Here is an 18,118-nt window from a genome sequence, read left to right as displayed (position 1 = left end):
GTGTCCGAAACCTCGATCAACGTCCTGTTCTGCGCCAACCCGGGCTACTTCCAGCACGTCGCCGTGGCCGCGGTGTCGCTTGCCCGCAGCAACAGCGCGTCGCGCCTCAACCTGCATGTCATCACCTGCGATCGCGACCCGGAGGGCGAGCGCCGGCTGCATGAAAGCCTCGACCCGCATCCGAATGTCACGCTCCAGATCCACGTCGCCGAGGGGGAGGCCATCGCCAATCTCTTCGTCGACAAGTTCATGTCGAAGGAATGCTACCTGCGCCTGCTGGCGGCCGAGATCCTCCCGCCGGAGGTGACGCGCTTCGTCTACCTCGACAGCGATCTGGTGGTGGTCGACGACATTCGCGAGCTCTGGCAGACCGACCTTGGCGACACCCTGCTGGCCGCCGCGCCCGACTATCCGCGCCTGCAGGACTTCATGCGCCGCGAGCACCGCGAGGGGCTCGGTATCCCGCTCGAGGCCACCTATGTCAATTCCGGCGTGCTGGTGGTCGATGCCGCGCGCTGGCGGGCCGAGGGCATGGCCGAGGTCTTCATGGGCTACATCCGCGAAAAGCACGAGAGGCTCAGCTTCTACGATCAGGACGCGATCAACGCGGTGCTGGCCGGGCGGATAACCCTGCTCGATCCGCGCTGGAACATCCAGGCGCGGATGTTCCAGGTCGGGCGCAGGTTCATGCCCGAGGATTTCGACGCCACGCTCGAGGCGCGCCAGCACCCCGCGATCATCCATTTCACCGGCTCCGAGAAGCCCTGGAAGTTCCGGGCCCGCACGCCGAAGAAGCAGCTCTATTTCCGCCATCTCGAACAGACCGCCTGGCGCGGCCAGCGACCGGCGGCGCAGTCGCCGCTGCACCGGATCGAGCATGCCGCGGGGATCGGCCTCGCCCGCTGGCTCTCGGTCGATTACCTGCAGGTGCTCTACAAGGCGCGGCGGCTCGGGCAGCTCTCTAGCGCGACGGCGACGCGGCTTCTCGGCGGCGGGGTCGCGAAGGACCGCGCCGGCAGCAAATGAGCCGGGTCTTCCGATCCTCCGACGACGAGGGCCTGCCGGGATCCGAGGGAGCGCCCGGCTTCGTGACCACGCCCGAGGAGGCGCTGGCGCTGCTGCGCGGCTGCGACGGCCCGGTCATCCTCGACCTCGACGAGACGCTCTACCTGCGCAACTCGACCGAGGATTTCATCGACACCGCCCGGCCCCGCCTGCCGGCCTTCGCGCTGCTGCGGATGATCGAGCTGGCGCGGCCCTGGCGATGGACCGGCGGGCCGGTGACGCGCGACAGCTGGCGGATCTGCGGGATCCTGCTGCTCTTTCCCTGGACGCGGCTGCTCTGGCGCAGGCGGGTGAGGGCGCTGGCGGCGGACCACGCGAATGCCGCGCTTGCGGCGGCCGCGCGGGACAGGCGGGTCACCATCGTCACCTCGGGGTTCCGGCCCGCCGTCGCGCCGCTCGTCGCCGCGCTCGGGATGGCGGACCGCGAGCTGGTCGCCGTGCGCAGCTTCGCCCCCCGCGACCGGCGCGACGGCAAGCTGGCGCTGGCGCTGCGCGCGCTCGGCGAGCTGCGGGTGCGGCAGAGCCTCGTGATCACCGACTCCGCCGATGACCTCGAGCTGCTCGCGAAGGCTCGGCGCGGCGCGCTGACGGTCTGGCCCGGGGCGTGCTTTCGGCCCGCCTTCGCCGACGTCTACTACCCCGGCAGGTATCTCTCGACCGTCAAGCGGCCCGGGAGCGGCTACATCCGGCGCAGCATCCTGCAGGACGACCTGCTGATCTGGGTCCTCTGCACCGTATCGCTGGCCCCGCTGCCCGCGCTGCACCTCGCGGGGATCGGCGCGCTGCTGGTCTCGTTCTGGGCGGTCTACGAGCAGGGCTACGTCGACAACGACCTGGTCGGCGCGAAGCACGAGCATGACCCGCAGCTGAGCCCGGCCTTCCGCACCAGCGAGCTTGCCCGGCACCGCGCGGCGCCCTGGGTCTGGGCGGTCGTCACGGGGCTGGCGGGCGTCGGGGCCGTGACCGCCTTCGGCCCGGCCTTCCCTGGCGCGGCGGCCATCTGGGCGGCGGTCCTCGCGGCGGTCTACCTCTGCTTTCTCGGCTTCAACCGGCTCGACAAGACGACACGGGTCTGGCCCTTCGCCGCACTGCAGCTGGCGCGGGGCGGCGCCTTCGCCGCGCTGCTGCCGGTCGCCCCGATCACGGCGGCGGCGGTGGGGGCCTACGTGGTCGAGAAATGGGTCCCCTATTTCGTCTATCGCACAGGGCTCGGCGCGCGCAGGGGAATCGGGGACACCGAGGCCTGGGCCCTGCCGCTGAACACCATCCGCCTGCTGTTCTTCGTCCTGCTCGCGGTCTGCCTCGGCATGACCACCGGGCTGCGGGCGCTCGCCGACTGGCCCACCGCCGCGCTGTTCGGGCTCTACGCCTTCAAGGCGCGGCGGGAGCTGAAACGGATCGTCGCCGGAGCCGCCCGGATCGACAGGTAAGACCAGACCCTGCGCGATCAGGTGGCGGAGGCCTTCGCCAGCTCCTTGAACACCGGCGCATCGGCGGTGCCGTAGAGCGCCTGCCGCCGGTAGTCCACGGCGTTCACCACGGCGAGCACCCTTGTGCAGTCCCCCGGCCGAAGCCGCTCGACGGCGAGCTCGACCAGCCGGCGGGGCGTCCGGCTCCAGCGGATGACGATCAGGCAGGTGTCCGAGAGCCCCTCCGGCAGGCGCGCGCTCGCGCCCGAAAGCACCGGCGGCGCGTCGAGGATCACCGTGACCTCCCCGGCCTCGGCCAGCGCATCGAGCGCGGCGCGTTCGGCGGGGTCCGGGAAGAAGCCGACGCCCGGACGGTCCCGCCCGAGCCGCTCGATCCCGGTTGCCGGATCGCGGGTGATGCGCGCCGCAAGATCGGCGGGCTCGCCGCCCGGTGCCGCCGGGACGGTCGCGCCGGTGCCGGTGTCGCAGGTCACGATCAGCACCCTCTGCCCGCGCGCGCGCAGGGCGAGGGCCAGCGCCGTGGCGATGGTGGTCTTGCCCTCTCCGGCCCGGGTCGAGGTCACCAGAAGGCGGCGGAGCGGCCGCTCGCCGCTCTCTGCCTCGATGGTCGCAAGCAGCTGCCGCACGGCGTCGCCGTAGAAGCCCGGCGCATCCCCCGTGCCGAGCCCGCCGGGCAGCTTGCGCCGCTCTGCGGAAAGCTTCGGCAGCATCCCGGCGTCGGTCAGCTTCAGCGCCGGCGCCAGCTCGGCGAGCCTGCGGACCCGCGTGTCGAGCAGCTCGCGGAAGGCGACGAGCGTCAGCGCCAGCAACGCGGAACTCACGATCGCGATCGCGAGGTAGTACTTCTTGCTGTGCGTGTCGGGCCAGAGCGGCTCGGTCGCGGGTGTCAGCACCTCGATGTCGACGGCATTGAAGGAAAGCTGCGTCGACAGGGCCTGAATCTGCCCGTCGAGCTCGGCGATGGTCGTGCCGAGCCCCGCCACCTCGTCCGTCATCGTGGAAAGCTCGGCCTCCGCAGCGCTGTCCCTGGTGACGGTCTGCCGCGTCTCGTCGATGAGCCGCGAGACCTGCCCGGTCTCTTCCTCGACGAAGCCGAGCCGGGCCGTCAGCACCGCGCGGTTGACCGCGACCTGCGCGGCGATCTGCTCGCGCAGCGCCCGTGTCTCGCTGCTCAGCGCGGCGACGGCGGCATAGTTCTCGCCGTAGACCTGCCGCAGGTTGGCGAGGGTGCCCTCCTTCGCGGCGAGGTCGCGCAGCATCTGCGAGAGCAGCGGGAACTGCTCTTCCGAGGTCGGCCCCGCGGTTTCGGGGTCCGGCGTCTCGACCGCCGCCATGGCGTCGCGCAGGGCGGCGCGGCGGGCCTGCAGGTCGTCCTGCCTTGCGGTCAGGGCCTCGAGCCGCAGCGCCGCCTCGCTGGGGCCCTGTCCGGCGGCGACCTGGGCGCTCTCGCGGAAGCTGCGCAGCTCGCCCTGGGCGGTTTCGAGCCGCTGCTCGAGCTCCGCGCGGCGCTGGGTGAGCCAGTCCCTTGCAGCGCGCAGTTCCTCCTTCCCGAGGTCGTTGCGGCGGGCGCGATAGGCATCGACGATCTCGGTGACGACCGCGGCGGCAAGCTCGGGATCGCGCGAGGCGAAGGCGACCTGGATGACCGACGAGACGCCGATGCGGTAGACGCTCCGCGCGCCCGAGACGTTGGAGAGGATCATCAGCCCGGTGGTGTCCGTCGCCTTGCGCGGAGGGGCTGCCAGCCCGAGCGCGGCGCGCAGCTGCGCCCCGGGCGCGGGCGGGCGCAGCGCCGGGTTGAACTCGGGCAGGCGGTCGAGCTGCAACCGGTCGATCGCGGTCTCGATATTGGCGCGGGCGGCGATGCGCTGCACCTCCTTGTCGAGATCGAATTCCTCGGGCCTCGTGACGATGCCGCTCACCACGGTCGGCGTGACGAGCACCTGCGCAAAGGCGGTGTAGCGGTGCTCCAGGCTCAGGATGAAGGGCAGGGTGAGCGCGGTGAAGAGCAGCATGAGCGCCGCGATGCTGAGGAAGCGCCGTCGGAAGAGGCGGAAGAGGATGCCGAAATCGAGATCGGCCGCGTCGAGCACCATCGGCTCGGGCGGGGCCATCGCATCGTTGGCGGGCCGCTTGAACCCCGATCCGCGGCTGTCCGCGTTCATGCGGCACCTGTCTTGAGCGACTTCGCGGGCAGGAGCCCGCGGTGCAGCGCGGCAAGGTCGCGAACATAGCCGCCGATCTCCAGCCGCTCGAGGAACAGGCGGCGCGCCGCCGCGCCGAGCCGCGCGCGCTCGGGCGCATCGTCGACGAGCCGCGCCAGCGCTCCGGCAAGGGCAGCGGGATCGCCCACCGGCACGAAGATGCAGCTTTGGCCGTGCGCGAGGATCTCGTCATGCGCCCCGACGGCGGTGGTGACCACGGCCAGCCCCTGCGCCATGCCCTCGAGCACCGCCATGGCGAAGCCCTCGGCGTGGGAGGGCAGCACAAGGATGTCCGCCGCGGCGCAGAGCCGGCGCACATCCGGCTCGGAGAGCCAGCCCGGCATCGCGACCCGCGCCGCAAGGCCAAGCTCGGCCGCCCGCGCGCGGAACGCCTCGACCGGCCCGTCGCCCGCCAGCGTCGCGGTCCAGTCCCGCGACGCCATCCCGGGCGTGGCAAGGGCGTCGAGCAGGTCGGGCGTGCCCTTGCGCGGGCCGAGCTGGCCGAGGAAGATCAGGTGGAGCGGAGCATCCGCCCGCCCTGCCGCGCACCGCGGGCCGGGATCGGGCACGCAGTTGTAGAGGACCGAGATGCGCGCCGGGTCGAGGTCCAGCAGGTCGCTCAGGGTGTCGCGGTCGCGCCGCCCCAGCACGATGACGCGGTCGGCGCCGTAGAACATCTGCCGCACCGCCGCCTGCTGCTGCGGGGGGCGCGACAGGAAATCGGCTCGGTAGTCGTAGTCGTGCAGGTGCAGCACGTGACGCGCCCCGACCGCGCGCGCGGCGGCGGTGAGCACGAGCTTGCGCGCGGTGCTGCCGCGGCCCGCGACATGGATGTGGTGCACCGTGTCGCGCGCCATGGCCTGGTCGCGCATCAGCGACAGCACGGCCTTCGAGAGCATGTATCCCGAGGGCAGGGGGCTCCAGCGCGGCCCGCGCGTGTCGATCACGCTGTGCTGGTCACCGCCCTGCTGGGCGTCGAGGATGTAGCCGACCAGCCTGCCGATGCCACCACCGTTCTCTCGCCCGCCGGGAAGGTAATGGCGGACGCGGAGCGGGGGGGAAGAAATGGCCGTAACGGGCATCGGAGGACTCCGAAGATGAGGGATCGGAAGACGGGCTACCTGTGCGTGCTTTCGGCGAGAGAGGGTTCCACCCGGGTGATCGACCCGTAGAGCGAGGTCGCCATGGCCCCGACCGCATCGGGCGCGATGGTGCGCTCGGCCCACCGCAGGCTGCGCGCGCCGAGGGCCGCGAGCCGGGCGGGATCCTCCGCAAGCTCGAGGATCGCCCCGGCAAGCCGGGCCGGGTCGGAGGGCGGGACGATCACGCCGAGGCCGTTGGCCTCGACCGTACTGCGGAGCTCGCCCACATCGGTCGCCACGACCGGGCGCCCGAAGGCTGCCGCCACGTGCAGGACGCCGCTCTGCGAGGCCTCGGTGTAGGGCAGGACGACGAGATCCGCGTCGGTGAAGAGCTCGGCGACCTCCGCATCGGGGATGAAGCGGTGGCGGATGTCATAGGCCGCGGGGTCACCCATCAGCGGCTCCAGCTCGGCCGGGTCGTCGCCGCGGCCCGCGATGGTGATCGCGAGCCCCGGCAGGGCACCGGCCAGCAGCGCCTCGGCCCGCACGAGATCGGCAAGGCCCTTGTAGGCGTAGAGACGGCCGAAGCAGAGCACGCGGAACCCCGGCGGCTCCTCGGCCCGGGTGAGCCCCAGCTCCCGCGCAAGGTCGGCGTAGCGCAGGATCGACGGGTGCGGCAGCACGTGCAGGCGCGCGTCCGGCAGGCCGAGCCGCGCGGCGGCGGCGGCGCGCAGCGACCGGCCATGCACCACCACGGCCCCCGCCTGCCGCGCCATCATGCGCGAGGCCCAGACCGGCAGGCGGAGCGTGTCGCGGTCGCCGGGATGCACGTCGACGTCATGCACCGTCACCACCAGCGGGATCCCCTTCAGCAGGGGGGCGAGCGCGTTCAGCCAGAGCGTCGTGTTGCTCAGCAGGTGGACGGCGTCAGGCCGCTCGCGGCGGATGCGCATGGCGAGCGACACCACGAATTTCGGGTTGCGCAGCGAGCGGGTCCGGGGCCAGTCGATCAGCCGCAGGTCGATGCCGGGGCTGATCCATTGCGCCAGATCCGCATAGAGCCGCTGCGGCACGAACATCGTCACCTCGGCATGCTCTCCGACCCCGTTGGCATAGGCGATCGCGTAATCGACGGGTTCGGAGGCCAGCAGCACGATCTTCATGGCCTGCCCTCTCCCGCGCGGCGGGGGGCTGGTGTGCGCGCCATGCTCATCCCCTCGGCTCCTGCGCCAGATCCACGTCGAGCACGTCGCCGGGCAGGATCTCGGAGTCCATCGTCGCGGCGAAGCTCGTCGCCTCGCCCGCGCCACTGCGGTGGATGGTGAACTCGGGCACGGGGGCCGCGGCGGACGCATCGCCCAGCGAGGCCATGCCGGTCGCGAGCAGGCGGCTGGTGTAACTCTGCATCTCGCTCTCGAGCGCGATCCGCTTCGCCAGCGCCTCGGAGAGGTCGGCGCGCCGCTTGATCCGCCATTCGGTCTCGGCAGCGCGGATCTGGTAGCGGATGGTGGCATCCTCCTGCCGGGCCCGGGCGATGTAGGACTGGACGTCGAGCATGTCGCTGAGGATGCGCGAGTTGTCGCGGATCGTCTCGGTCAGCCGCGACGTGGGAACAAGACCCTTCTCGAGCAGCGACCGGGCGGAATCGACCTCGGCCTGCTGCCGCGCCTGTTCCCCCACCCGCAGCTGCGCCTGCTTCTCGAGCACGTCGAGTTCCACCGCGACGAGATCGAGCGACTGTTCGAGATGCGCGCGCGCGTCATCCCGCTGGCTGGTGACGTCCTCGTTCAGCGCGCGTTCCTGTTCGCGGACAGTGCTTGCCTCGGCATCGCTGAGCACCCCCTCCGCCGACGACGGCGGGGTCTCCTCGCCGAGGTCCAGTTCTTCCTGCAGCCCGGCGATATGCGCCTCGATCTGCAGCAGGCGGTAGGCCACGGCGCGCCGCTCGGCGACCAGCCGGGCTACCTCCAGCGAGATGTCGCCGCCCTGCGGCCGGGCGGAGGTGAGGCCCCCGGCGGTGGTCAGGGCCTGGCGCACGGTGAGGCCGGGCGCGTAGTCGTAGGCGCCCGGATTGCCGACCGTGCCGCCGACGTAATAGGGACGCCAGCCGTCGAAGACCACCAGAACCGTCGGCTCGCGGATGAGCCCGCGCGCCTTGATCTCCCCGGCGATCGCGTCGCGCACCGCGTCGAGCCCGAGCCCGGCGACCTCGATCCCGCCGAGCCCCGCCAGCATGATCCGCCCGTCCGGACCGACGAGCCCGGTGCGGTTCATCTCGGGCGCCTCGAGGATGGTGATGGCAAGCGTGTCACCGCGTTCGACGGCCATGTCGGCGCGCGACGCCGAGGCGCTCGCGAGGGCGCACAGCAGGATGAGGATGGTCGGGAAGATGCCCTGTGCTCTGCGCATGTATCCTCGGGCCCTCTGTGCCGCGCGGCACCTCGGGGAACGCCTTGTGGGAATATGGTGATCAAATGCTTTCTTCGAGGCTAGCAGCCGGCGGGGCCTGCCCGACAGTTGACCAACGGTCGGTCCGGCTGGGCCGAAGGGATGACCGCCCTGTCCAAACGCAGCATTTGAGCCGCGCCGCGCCTGGGATAGCGCAGGAGGACAGCCTTCTCGATGGGAGCCGCATGTCGTACCTGCTTGTCGCGTCCCGGACCCCGGTCGCCTTCAACCTGCGCCGGGCCGAACTTCTTGCCATCGGTGCCGCCCTGTTCATCCAGTCGGGGGCGATCGTCGTGCTCATCGCGATGGACGGGGGCATGGAGTTGACCGACTCGGGGCGGGCGCTGCTGCGACAGGTCGCCTTCCCGGTCTACCTGCTGTCGGTCGCGCTGCTGGCGCTGAACTCTGGGCAATTCATCATCGCGATGCGCCGGAGCCTGTGGCTGCTGGCGCTGCACGCCCTGCCCTTCGTCTCGGTGCTGTGGTCGATCGCGCCGGGGCTGACCCTGCGCAGGTCGGTCGCGCTGCTCTTCTCGCTGCTGCTGTCCTATGCCATCGCGATCCGGACGACGCCGGCGCAGGGGCTGCGGATTGTTTCGGTGACGCTGGGGCTGTGCATGGCGCTGAGCCTCGGGATGATGGCGGCGATGCCCGGCATGGCGATCTCGGTGGACGACGGGGCGCTGCGCGGCGTCTTCAACAACAAGAACGTGCTCGGCTGGGCGGCGTCCATATCCAGCCTCGCGGCCGGGGTGATGATCTACGACCGCGCCGCCGGGCAGCGCCGGCTCGGGCTCTGGATCTTCTTTCCGTCGCTGGCCTGCCTGCTGTTTTCGGGTTCGGCGACCGGGCTCTTTGCCGCGATCAGCGGCGCGGGGCTCGGGGTCTTCTACGAGATGCTGAAGAAGACCCGGAACCTTGGCAGGGCGGTGCTGGTGCTGGTGTTCCTGCAGCTGACGGCGCTCATCCTCGTCTTCCTCGCGTTCTTCCTGACGCCGCTGCTCGGCGCGCTCGGCAAGGACCGCACGCTGACCGGGCGCGTGCCGCTGTGGCAGCTGGTCGACCAGCAGATCGCCGCAAGGCCGCTGCTCGGCTTCGGCTACCAGGCCTTCTGGTCGGAGGGAAACCCCGAGGCCTGGGGCATCTGGGGGCAGATCCGCTGGTTCGCGCCGCACGCGCACAACGGCTACCGCGAGATCCTGCTCAATTTCGGCGTGCTCGGAGGGGTGCTCGTCGCCATCCTGCTGGTGATGATCCTGTGGCGCGGCGCGCTGCTGCACTGCCGCAGCCGCGACAGCGCGTGGCTCTGGCCCAACATCCTGATGGGCCAGCTTCTTATCATCAACCTGACCGAGAGCACCCTGCTGGTGCAGAACCACTTTCAATGGTCGCTGATGGCCGTGGTGATGCTCTGGGTGCTTCTTGCCAGCTCCGGCGCGCGGCACCGGCGGATCGCGGCCCGAGAGGTCGAGCGGCGGGCGAGCCGCGAGGCGGCGCCCTAAGCCCTTTGGACGCCCGGTTGACCTAAGAAGCAACTCGGTGAACTCGGCGCGGGCTGCGATCATGGGCGGGTGCGCGGATCCCGGAGACGCTGAGATGACACCGAGCCCGACCATCGAGGACCAGGCCGCCGCGCCAAGCATCCAGTTGCTGGGCGTGCGCGTCTCGGTGCTGAACCTCGCGACCGCGGTCGCGCGGATCCTCGACATGGTGCGCGAGGGGCGGCGGGGCTACGTCTGCGTCGCGGGGGCGCATGGGCTGGTCGACAGCCAGTCGAACGCGCTGCTCAAGGCGGCGTTCAACCGCGCCGACCTTGTTACCCCGGACGGAATGCCGCTGGTCTGGGAACTGCGGCGGCGGGGCCATCAGGACGCGGGCAGGGTCTACGGCCCGGACCTGATGCTGGCGCTCTTCGGGCAGGGGCTGCGGCACTACATCTACGGCGCGACCGACCGGACGCTCGAGCTGCTGCAGGCCCGGTTGCGCGAGCGCTTCCCGGAGGCCGAGATCGTCGGCGCCTACGCGCCGCCCTTCCGGCCCCTGACCGAGACCGAGGAAACCCTGGTCGCCGCCCGGATCAACGCGGCCCGGCCCGACATCGTCTGGGTCGGGATTGGGGCGCCCAAGCAGGAATGCTGGATGGCACGGATGCGGGACCGGCTCGATGCGCCCGTCCTGATCGGCGTGGGGGCGGCCTTCGACTTCCACGCGGGGCTGCAACGGCAGGCGCCGGCATGGATGCAGCGCCGCGGGTTCGAGTGGGCGTTCCGCCTTTCGGTCGAGCCGCGCCGTCTCTGGCGCCGCTACCTGCGGGTCGTACCGACCTACATGCTGCTGTTGGCGATGGAGCGCAGCGGGCTCAGGCGCTACGCGCTTCCGCAGCACGAACCCCCAGGCTGACGCTGCGGCACAATTCACTGATTCGCACAATTTATGAGGGAAACCACCTGCTGGAGTACAGTAAATGGTTGTTTCACTTCAGCCCAGGCTCCCCGGTCGTACGAAAACGGCAATAATTCGCGCAAATTGTTCATTCGAGTGGCTTGTCCGGCGAAGCTTCGGCGGTGCAACGGAAAAATTCCGGCCGCTTGTTCTTGCCCTCCTGGCGCTTGCCTTGTGCGTCGCGGGGGCTTCGGCAAATGCGGAAATTTTTGGGCCACCCTCTGACGCAGGGGCAGTCCATTTGGGAACAAGGTCTTACCAGGACGGGACCGGAAGCCTCGGAAAAATCGCCAAATTATCGCCTTTAATCGTCCAGGCGCGGTTCATTGCCTTGCCCGTCGCCGCGGATGCGCTCGACGCAAATCGCGGTGTATTTCATTCCGGCGGACCCGGTGCTCCCGGGGACGCGGAAAGAACAGAAGGCAAGGATTCAATGACTACCTACTACGTGTCGAACAGTGGCAGTGACAGTTTCGAAGGCAATTCCTCTCAACCTTTCCGTACAATTCAACATGCGTTGGATTCGGGCCTGCAGCCCGGAGACGAGGTCGTCGTGCGTGACGGCACCTACAAGGAGTCGCTGTTCATCAACTCTGGCGGCTCGGCCGACGGCAACATCACGCTGCGCGCCGAGAACCCGGGCGCGGTGACCATCGCACCGCCGTCGGGCTCGTGGAACGGCATCAGCGTGAACGCCAACTACGTGACGATCGAGGGCTTCGAGATCGTCGACGCCACCGGCGACGGAATCGAGGCGAACGGTGTCCACCACATCGAGGTGATCGACAACACGATCCACGGCAGCGGCGAGTCGGGCATCCAGTTCAACGGCTCCGAGTTCATCCTGGTCGAGGGCAACACCACCTACGAGAACGCCTCGGACGGCTGGTTCTCGGGCATCTCGATCTACCAGAACCGCAATGTTTCCGGCGATACCACGACCGAGGGCTATCGTACGATCATCCGCAACAATATCTCCTACGACAACGTCACGGAGCAGGGCCAGCACACCGACGGAAACGGGATCATCATCGATGACTTCCAGAGTACGCAGACCTCGGGCTACCCCAGCTACACCTACCCGACGCTGGTCGAGAACAACCTCGTCTACGAGAACGGCGGCAAGGGCATCCAGATCACCTGGAGCGACAACGTCACGGTGCAGAACAACACCGCGTACCACAACAACCAGGACCTGCAGAACAGCGGCACCTGGCGGGGCGAGATCAGCAACTCGCAGTCCAGCAACAACACGTTCATCAACAACATCGCGGTCGCCGACCCGAGCGTGAACAGCAACAACACCGCGTTCGACAACACCTCCTACGGTGGCTACTCGAACGACAACGTGGTCTGGGAAAACAACCTGACCTACGCGGGTGAGGGCAAGGGCGCCTCGGTGCGCACCGATGGCGGCAACAACATGCCGCTGGCGAGCGACGGCAACCTGCTCGGGGTCGATCCGGGCTTCGTCGATGCGCCGCGGGACTTCCACCTCTCCGACACCTCGCCCGCGGTTGACGCCGGCACCGGCGCCTACGACCTGTCCGACGTCGATCTCGACGGCGGCGCGCGTGTCGAAGGCACCGTCGACATCGGCGCCTACGAGCGCGGCGACGGCACCACGACCGGAAGCGAGACCGAGACGGATGGCGGGACCGACACCGGAACCGACACTGGGACGGACACCGGGACCGATACTGGGACCGATACCGGCACGGATACCGGGACCGACACGGGCCTCGAAACCGGGACCGGCACCGACACGGGGACGGGCACCGAGATCGGCACCGATCCCCTGCCGATCATCGAGAACCACAACCCAGATGCCGTCCGCGACAACGGGCTGCTGGCCAACAGCGGCAAGACGATCATCGTCGACCAGCAGACGCTTCTGGCCAACGACACGGATGCGGACGGCGACAGCCTGAGCGTCATCAAGGTGGACAGGGCGCTCAACGGCCAGGTCTCGCTGGCCAAGGACGGCACGATCACCTTCACGCCGGACGCCGGCTTCGAAGGCAAGGCGAGCTTCCGCTATGTGATCTCCGACGGCCATGGCGGCACCGATTCCGCCCGGGCGATCTTCAAGGTGACCGAGGCGCCCGCGGCGCAGGACGACGATGCCCCGACCAGCATCTGGAACGGTGCCCAGGATGCGCATGTCACGCTCGATCAGGACACCAGCGCGGTGGAACTCGGCATGAAGTTCACCGCCGACGTTCCCGCCGAGCTCGAAGGGCTCCGCATCTACGTCGGCAGCACCACGGCCGATATCGAGACGATCAGCCTCTGGACCGAGGACGGCACGCGCGTCGCAAGCGCCGATGTCGGCAGCCTCGGCAGCACGGGCTGGCTCGAAGTGGCCTTCGACGCGCCGGTGGATCTCCAGGCGGGCGAGACCTACATCGCGTCGTACTTCACCTCGAACGGCCGCTACGTGGCAACCGAGGGCTACTTCGACAACGCGCGTGACATGGGGCCGGTGTCCATGGACGCCAATGCCGGCGTCTATGCCTACGGCAGCGAGGGCGGGTTCCCCGACCAGAGCTACAACGCCAGCAACTACTGGGTCGACCTGCTGCTCGACGTCGACGGGGCGGAGGAGTTCAAGCTCGCCGTCTCGACCCAGTCGAGCACCGACGACGGGCTCCTCGGTCTCGAGGCGGATGCCGCGCTTTCGGCCGACGCCCAGCTTGCGGACAGCGACGCAACCGACAGCGGCGTGACCGACGCGGCGGTCGACGGCTTCCTCTGGAACGGCGAGACCCTGCTCGAGCCGGCACAGGCGGATTCCCTGCTCTGACCCGACGCGGCCCGGCTTGTCCCGGGCCGCGCCCTTCCGCCCGCTGCGCAACCTGCGCCGCGGGCGGATCCCTGACGTGGCGGACGACACGCGGAGTGAGCCATTCGCCTCGCCTCCTGACATCCAGCGCGCAGAAAACAGCCAGATCGCTCCGAAATGCCCGGTCCTCCAGCAGTTCTCCGCCGGTAGGGGTGGCGGAGGTCGTCCGGTGACCTAAGATTGAAGTGAACCGACGGAGTTCGTGTTAATCTATTGTTAATTTTTCGCGCGAGCCTCGGCCGCGCTCATTCAATTTCAGCATCGTGGCGAAGGAGAAAGGCGCATGATTCCCGGCCCGCGATTTGGCGCGCAGACTTGGATCGCTCCCGCACACGCAAGCAACCCCAGCCGGACCGGCGTCTACCGCCGGCGCGACGTCGTGGCCTGCCTTGCTCTCACCGCGCTGGTGGTCCCTGTGGCGGTCTCCGCGCAGGACCGGGTCACCGAATTTGCCGCCGGCGGCACGCCGGACGCGCTCGACGTCTCAGGGCCGGAGGAGCTGCGCGCGGCGCTGGCGCGGGCGCGCGGCGGCGAGGTCATCCTGCTCGCTCCCGGCGATTACGGCTCGCTCGAGTTGCGCGGCACCCGCGCGAAATTCGACGACCCGGTCACGTTGCGCTCGGCCGATCCCGCCGTGCCGGCGCGCTTTGACCGGATCGCGCTGCGCGGCGCACGCAATCTCGTTCTCGAGCGCCTCGAGTTCCGCTACCGGCCCGAGGCCGGGGACGGCAAGCTGCGCGCCATGCTGGAGGTCCGCGGCGCCGGAAAGGACAGCGCGGGCGATATCACCGTGCGCGACTGCCGCTTCGTCGGCGAGCTTGTCTCGGCGCGTGTCGGCGCCGATCTGCTCGACGCGGAGGCGGTCGCCGCGAAGAAGGGGCTCGTCGCGGGCAGCTACGCGGGCATGGGGATCTACATGCAGGGCGCCGAGGATATCACGGTGACCGGCAACGAGGTCACCGGAGTCTACCGCGGCTTTTCCTTCGAGAAGATCGCCCGGCTCGAGGTCTCGGAGAACCTCGTCCACGACATCCGCTCGGACGGCATGACCTTCGGCCAGCTCGAGCACGCCCGGATCGAGCGCAACACCGTGCGCGACCTGCATCCCTGGCGCCATTCGCAGGCGCAGAACAAGGGCGACCACCCCGATCTGATGCAGTTCTGGACGACCAATTCCGATGCCGCGACCCGCGACGTGGTGGTGCGCGGCAACCTGCTGGTGCAGCGCGCGGCGGTGGACGGCGACCGGGCGCAGGGCATTTTCATGCGCAATTCCAAGGCTGAGGCGGATGCCGCCACGGACGAGTTCTTCTTCCGGGACATCGTGATCGAGGACAACGTGATCCTCAACGGCCACATCAACTCGCTGGTGATCGGCGAGACGATCGGGCTTGCCGTGGTCGGCAACCTCGTGCTGCAGGACCCGGGGGCAGGGACGGACAGGATCGACACGCCGATCCTGTCGATCGCCCGGCGTTCCGCCGAGGTGACGGTCAGCGGCAACGTACTGCCGGCGCTGTCGCTGGACTACAGCACGGTGCGCGGCTACGCGCCGCTGGACGAGGGCGCGGCGCTTGGCTGGCAGGTGGCCGGCAACAGCTTCACCCGCCGCGACCCGGCGGAGGGCACGGTGATCGGCGAGGACGGCGCCGCGCTCTACCACGAGGACAAGGTCATCGCCGAGCTCGATGCCGCGATGTCCGGCCCGCCGCGCAGCGCCGCAGGATCGCTGGCCCAGGAGATCACGGTGCCCGGTCGCGGCAACATCGCCTCGCGCGCCACCTGCACGCGCAGCGAAGACGGCGCGTCCCGGGAGGTTGGTGCCGGATGCCTCTGACCCTGCCCACACCCGTCGCCTGGGCGCTGACCACGGCGCTCCTCCTGCCCCTGCCGGCCCTTGCCGAGGGCTATTCGCTGCAGCCGGGGGACCGCGTCGACATCCGGGTGGCCGGGCTGCCGAACCTCGACCGCGACCTGCGGATCGGCGAGGACGGCACGGTCTCGCTGCCGCTGGTCGGCCGGGTTCCGCTGCGCGGCATGACGATCGGCGAGGCCGAGGAGGACGTGGCAAGGCGCTTCGGCCAGGTCGCGTTCCGCCAGCGCAGCCTCGACGGGCGCGAGACGCTGTTTTCCATCTCGCCGAGCGAGGTCAGCCTCTCGGTGTCCGAATTCCGCCCGGTCTACGTGTCGGGCGACGTGAAGTCGGCAGGCGCCTTTCCCTTTTCCCCCGGGCTGACGGTGCGGCGGGCGCTGACGTTGTCCGGCGGCATCGGCGAGGATCTTGGCTACCAGCGCGACCCGATGGCGCAGATCGCGCAGGTGCAGGGCAATATCGACGCGCTCGGCGCGGAACTTTCGGCGCTCGACGTGCGCGTGCGGCGCTACCAGGCCGAGCTCGATCCCGGCGCGGGCGCCGCGGAGGCGGGGGACACGGCGCAGATGGGCACCGGCACGGTCGAGGAGGTCGAGAGCCAGCGGCTCGCCGCGGGGGTCTCGGGCCAGAAGACCAAGCGCGCCTACCTGCTCGAGGCGCGCGGCGCGGTCACCAACCAGATCACCGTCCTGCGACAGCAGCTCGACGCCGAGCTCGAGGGCGAGGACGCCGACCAGCAGGAATATGACCGCATCCGCACCCTGCGCGAGCGCGGCCTGATCGAGGAGGACCGGGTGACCGAGACGCGGCGCTCGCTGCTCGCCTCGGCGACCCGGCGGCTCGACACCGCCGCCGACCTCGCCGACGCCGAGAAGGACCTTGCCCGCATCAACTTCGACCTCGGCGATTTTGAGGACGAGGCCCGCCGCGACGCGCTCGACGAGCTGAGCGATGCGCTGGTCGACCGCGAAACGACCCGGGCGCGGCTGACCGCCGCCCGCCAGCAGCTGCTGTTCCTCAACGCGGATTACGCGAGCGCGCTGGACGAGAGCGTCGTCGGCATCGTCGTGCGGCGCGGGACGGGGGCCGAGGAAGAGACGTTCCAGCTCGGCGGCGAGGAGGACATGGCGCTCCTTCCCGGTGACCTGATCGAGGTGCAGCTCAGCGCGGCACCGGTGCCCGGCCAGTAGCGCCGGCAGCGGCGCAGAGCGCCGCGAAAGAGTTCCGCCGGGCAGTGCGCGGCGCGTGTTCAGGTACGGAAGTCTTTCTCCGCTTTCCGAGTGATGATCCGAATTTTTCGTTTCGGACCCGCGGGTGACGCGCGGGCTTTTGGAAGAATGAATTGGCATCCGACCCCTATGCGCCATCCCGGATGGAGCGGCGCAGGGGCGCAAGGAATAGGCAATGAACGCCCTTACTCCGGACCGCGAGACGAAATTCGCTTCGGCGACACTGCAGCAGGTGATGGCCTCCGACACATGTGCGGGCTGCGGCGCCTGCGCCTTGCTGGCGCCGGGCGCCGTGCAGCTGCGCATGTCCGGCGAGGGTTTCCTGCGTCCGGTGCAGGCGCGGGCGCTGACCGCCCCCGAGGAGCGCGGGATCGCTCAGGTCTGCCCGGGGCGGCAGCTGGCGCTCGTTGCCGGGGACCGCGAGGATCACGTGCTCTGGGGGCCCTTCGTCGAGGTCCGCTCGGGCCATGCGACGGACCCGGCGATGCGGCGCAACGCCTCGTCGGGCGGGGTGCTGTCGGGGCTGCTTGTCCACCTGCTCGAAAGCGGCGCGGTCGACGTGGTGGTGCAGACCGCCGCCTCGCTGGACGAGCCGACGGGCACGCGCGGGGTGACCAGCACCACCCGCGACGGGGTCTACGGGGCCGCGGGCTCGCGCTACGCGCCCTCGGCGCCGCTGCTCGAGCTCGGCAGGGCGCTGGAGAGCGGCCAGAGGATCGCCTTCGTCGGCAAGCCCTGCGACGTGGCCACCCTGCGCCAGCTCGCCCGGATCGACCCGCGGATCGACCGGCAGGTGGTGGTGGCGCTGTCGTTCTTCTGCGCCGGGATCCCCAGCGCCGCCGGCGCGCGCAAGGTGCTCGAGAAGATGGGGGTGGATCCCGCCGAGGTCACTGCCTTCCGCTACCGCGGCGACGGCTGGCCGGGCTTTGCCACCGCGACGCTGAAGGACGGGCGCGAGGCGCGGATGAGCTACCGCGACAGCTGGGGCGGGATCCTGTCGCGCCACGTGCAGAAGCGCTGCAAGCTCTGCCCGGACGGGATCGGCAGCTTTGCCGACATCGTCTGCGCCGACGCATGGCACACCGATGCCGAGGGCTATCCCAGCTTCGAGGAGGGCGAGGGGACCAGCCTCGTCATGGCGCGCACCGCGCTTGGCGCGCGCATCCTGCAGGAGGCCGAGGCGCGGGGCGCTGTCAGCACCCAGCCCTTCGACATCCGCACGCTCGAGCCGATGCAGCCCGGGCAGGTGCGCAAGCGCCGCTATCTTCTCGCCCGGCTGATGGCCATGCGCGCGCTCTTCCGGAGGACGCCGCGCTACGACGGCTTCTTCCTGGCCCGCAACGCCCGGCAGGCGGGGCTGAAGGAAAACCTGCGGCAGTTCTCCGGCATGCTGATCCGCGAACTGGGCCTGAAATCATGAGCCGGGACCGCAAGCCCCCCTCGGCCGCCGCAGCGGCGGACACCCCCCGCCGGACCTGCCCGGGGCGACGGAACTGGAGA

12 protein-coding genes are annotated in these 18,118 nt (G+C 70.0%); 8 read left to right on the top strand and 4 right to left on the bottom strand.

The annotated features are described in order from the left end of the window. Both PVT71_RS23100 and PVT71_RS23095 read left to right on the top strand, forming a co-directional pair. On the top strand, positions 1 to 1,026 hold the full coding sequence (locus PVT71_RS23100) for a glycosyltransferase family 8 protein (RefSeq protein WP_353475866.1): 1,026 nt from the start codon (positions 1 to 3) through the stop codon (positions 1,024 to 1,026). Then, positions 1,023 to 2,495: a haloacid dehalogenase-like hydrolase gene (locus PVT71_RS23095; RefSeq protein WP_353475865.1), complete on the top strand. Its 1,473-nt coding sequence runs from the start codon at positions 1,023 to 1,025 to the stop codon at positions 2,493 to 2,495. Before PVT71_RS23100 ends, PVT71_RS23095 begins: the two co-directional genes overlap by 4 nt. Before the next feature lie 17 nt (positions 2,496 to 2,512). Here the strand turns inward: PVT71_RS23095 and PVT71_RS23090 are convergent, their stop codons facing one another. From PVT71_RS23090 to PVT71_RS23075, 4 genes are read right to left on the bottom strand one after another with little or no spacing between them, the layout of a single operon-like run. Continuing rightward, positions 2,513 to 4,660: a hypothetical protein gene (locus PVT71_RS23090; protein ID WP_353475864.1), complete on the bottom strand. Its 2,148-nt coding sequence runs from the start codon at positions 4,658 to 4,660 to the stop codon at positions 2,513 to 2,515. After that, a complete protein-coding gene (locus PVT71_RS23085) occupies positions 4,657 to 5,781 on the bottom strand; it encodes a glycosyltransferase family 4 protein (protein WP_353475863.1) in 1,125 nt (374 codons plus the stop codon). Before PVT71_RS23085 ends, PVT71_RS23090 begins: the two co-directional genes overlap by 4 nt. Positions 5,782 to 5,816: 35 nt before the next feature. Next, positions 5,817 to 6,944 (bottom strand): glycosyltransferase family 4 protein, encoded by a 1,128-nt coding sequence (locus PVT71_RS23080; RefSeq protein ID WP_353475862.1) that lies wholly within the window; start codon positions 6,942 to 6,944, stop codon positions 5,817 to 5,819. Between the two features lie 46 nt (positions 6,945 to 6,990). Continuing rightward, positions 6,991 to 8,190 carry a polysaccharide biosynthesis/export family protein gene (locus PVT71_RS23075; RefSeq protein WP_353475861.1) on the bottom strand — a complete coding sequence of 400 codons (1,200 nt, stop codon included), beginning with the start codon at positions 8,188 to 8,190 and terminating at the stop codon, positions 6,991 to 6,993. Between the two features lie 224 nt (positions 8,191 to 8,414). Between PVT71_RS23075 and PVT71_RS23070 the strand changes: the two genes are divergently transcribed. The 6 genes from PVT71_RS23070 to PVT71_RS23045 all read left to right on the top strand — a co-directional run bounded on the left by PVT71_RS23070 (position 8,415) and on the right by PVT71_RS23045 (position 18,038). Further along, the gene (locus PVT71_RS23070) at positions 8,415 to 9,731 is read left to right on the top strand and encodes an O-antigen ligase family protein (RefSeq protein ID WP_353475860.1); all 1,317 of its coding nucleotides are present in this window, start codon (positions 8,415 to 8,417) and stop codon (positions 9,729 to 9,731) included. A gap of 94 nt (positions 9,732 to 9,825) precedes the next feature. After that, complete coding sequence (locus PVT71_RS23065) at positions 9,826 to 10,629, top strand: WecB/TagA/CpsF family glycosyltransferase (RefSeq protein WP_353475859.1); 804 nt, start codon at positions 9,826 to 9,828, stop codon at positions 10,627 to 10,629. A gap of 475 nt (positions 10,630 to 11,104) precedes the next feature. Then, positions 11,105 to 13,477, top strand: coding sequence for a DUF4082 domain-containing protein (locus PVT71_RS23060; protein ID WP_353475858.1), 2,373 nt, complete (start codon positions 11,105 to 11,107; stop codon positions 13,475 to 13,477). A 322-nt stretch (positions 13,478 to 13,799) separates the two neighbouring features. After that, the gene (locus tag PVT71_RS23055) at positions 13,800 to 15,353 is read left to right on the top strand and encodes a right-handed parallel beta-helix repeat-containing protein (RefSeq protein WP_353475857.1); all 1,554 of its coding nucleotides are present in this window, start codon (positions 13,800 to 13,802) and stop codon (positions 15,351 to 15,353) included. After that, entirely contained in the window at positions 15,344 to 16,579 is a 1,236-nt protein-coding gene (locus PVT71_RS23050) for a polysaccharide biosynthesis/export family protein (protein ID WP_353475856.1), read from the top strand. The genes PVT71_RS23055 and PVT71_RS23050 overlap by 10 nt, the downstream gene beginning before the upstream one ends. A gap of 214 nt (positions 16,580 to 16,793) precedes the next feature. Further along, positions 16,794 to 18,038, top strand: a complete 1,245-nt coding sequence (locus PVT71_RS23045; protein ID WP_353475855.1) for a Coenzyme F420 hydrogenase/dehydrogenase, beta subunit C-terminal domain — start codon at positions 16,794 to 16,796, stop codon at positions 18,036 to 18,038. The last annotated feature ends 80 nt before the right edge of the window (positions 18,039 to 18,118 follow it).

It is taken from the genome of Salipiger sp. H15 (assembly GCF_040409955.1).
Lineage (GTDB): Bacteria > Pseudomonadota > Alphaproteobacteria > Rhodobacterales > Rhodobacteraceae > Salipiger.
Note: the sequence above shows the minus strand (reverse complement) of the source record. Positions and strands in the feature narration are given on the sequence as shown.

What these genes read in the sequence shown, in the direction of transcription:
- PVT71_RS23095 (WP_353475865.1), top strand. Translation starts at nt 1,023, where the DNA reads ATGAGCCGGGTCTTCCGATCCTCCGACGACGAGGGCCTGCCGGGATCC.
- PVT71_RS23090 (WP_353475864.1), bottom strand. Translation starts at nt 4,660, where the DNA reads ATGAACGCGGACAGCCGCGGATCGGGGTTCAAGCGGCCCGCCAACGAT.
- PVT71_RS23085 (WP_353475863.1), bottom strand. Translation starts at nt 5,781, where the DNA reads ATGCCCGTTACGGCCATTTCTTCCCCCCCGCTCCGCGTCCGCCATTAC.
- PVT71_RS23080 (WP_353475862.1), bottom strand. Translation starts at nt 6,944, where the DNA reads ATGAAGATCGTGCTGCTGGCCTCCGAACCCGTCGATTACGCGATCGCC.
- PVT71_RS23075 (WP_353475861.1), bottom strand. Translation starts at nt 8,190, where the DNA reads ATGCGCAGAGCACAGGGCATCTTCCCGACCATCCTCATCCTGCTGTGC.
- PVT71_RS23070 (WP_353475860.1), top strand. Translation starts at nt 8,415, where the DNA reads ATGTCGTACCTGCTTGTCGCGTCCCGGACCCCGGTCGCCTTCAACCTG.
- PVT71_RS23065 (WP_353475859.1), top strand. Translation starts at nt 9,826, where the DNA reads ATGACACCGAGCCCGACCATCGAGGACCAGGCCGCCGCGCCAAGCATC.
- PVT71_RS23060 (WP_353475858.1), top strand. Translation starts at nt 11,105, where the DNA reads ATGACTACCTACTACGTGTCGAACAGTGGCAGTGACAGTTTCGAAGGC.
- PVT71_RS23055 (WP_353475857.1), top strand. Translation starts at nt 13,800, where the DNA reads ATGATTCCCGGCCCGCGATTTGGCGCGCAGACTTGGATCGCTCCCGCA.
- PVT71_RS23050 (WP_353475856.1), top strand. Translation starts at nt 15,344, where the DNA reads ATGCCTCTGACCCTGCCCACACCCGTCGCCTGGGCGCTGACCACGGCG.
- PVT71_RS23045 (WP_353475855.1), top strand. Translation starts at nt 16,794, where the DNA reads ATGAACGCCCTTACTCCGGACCGCGAGACGAAATTCGCTTCGGCGACA.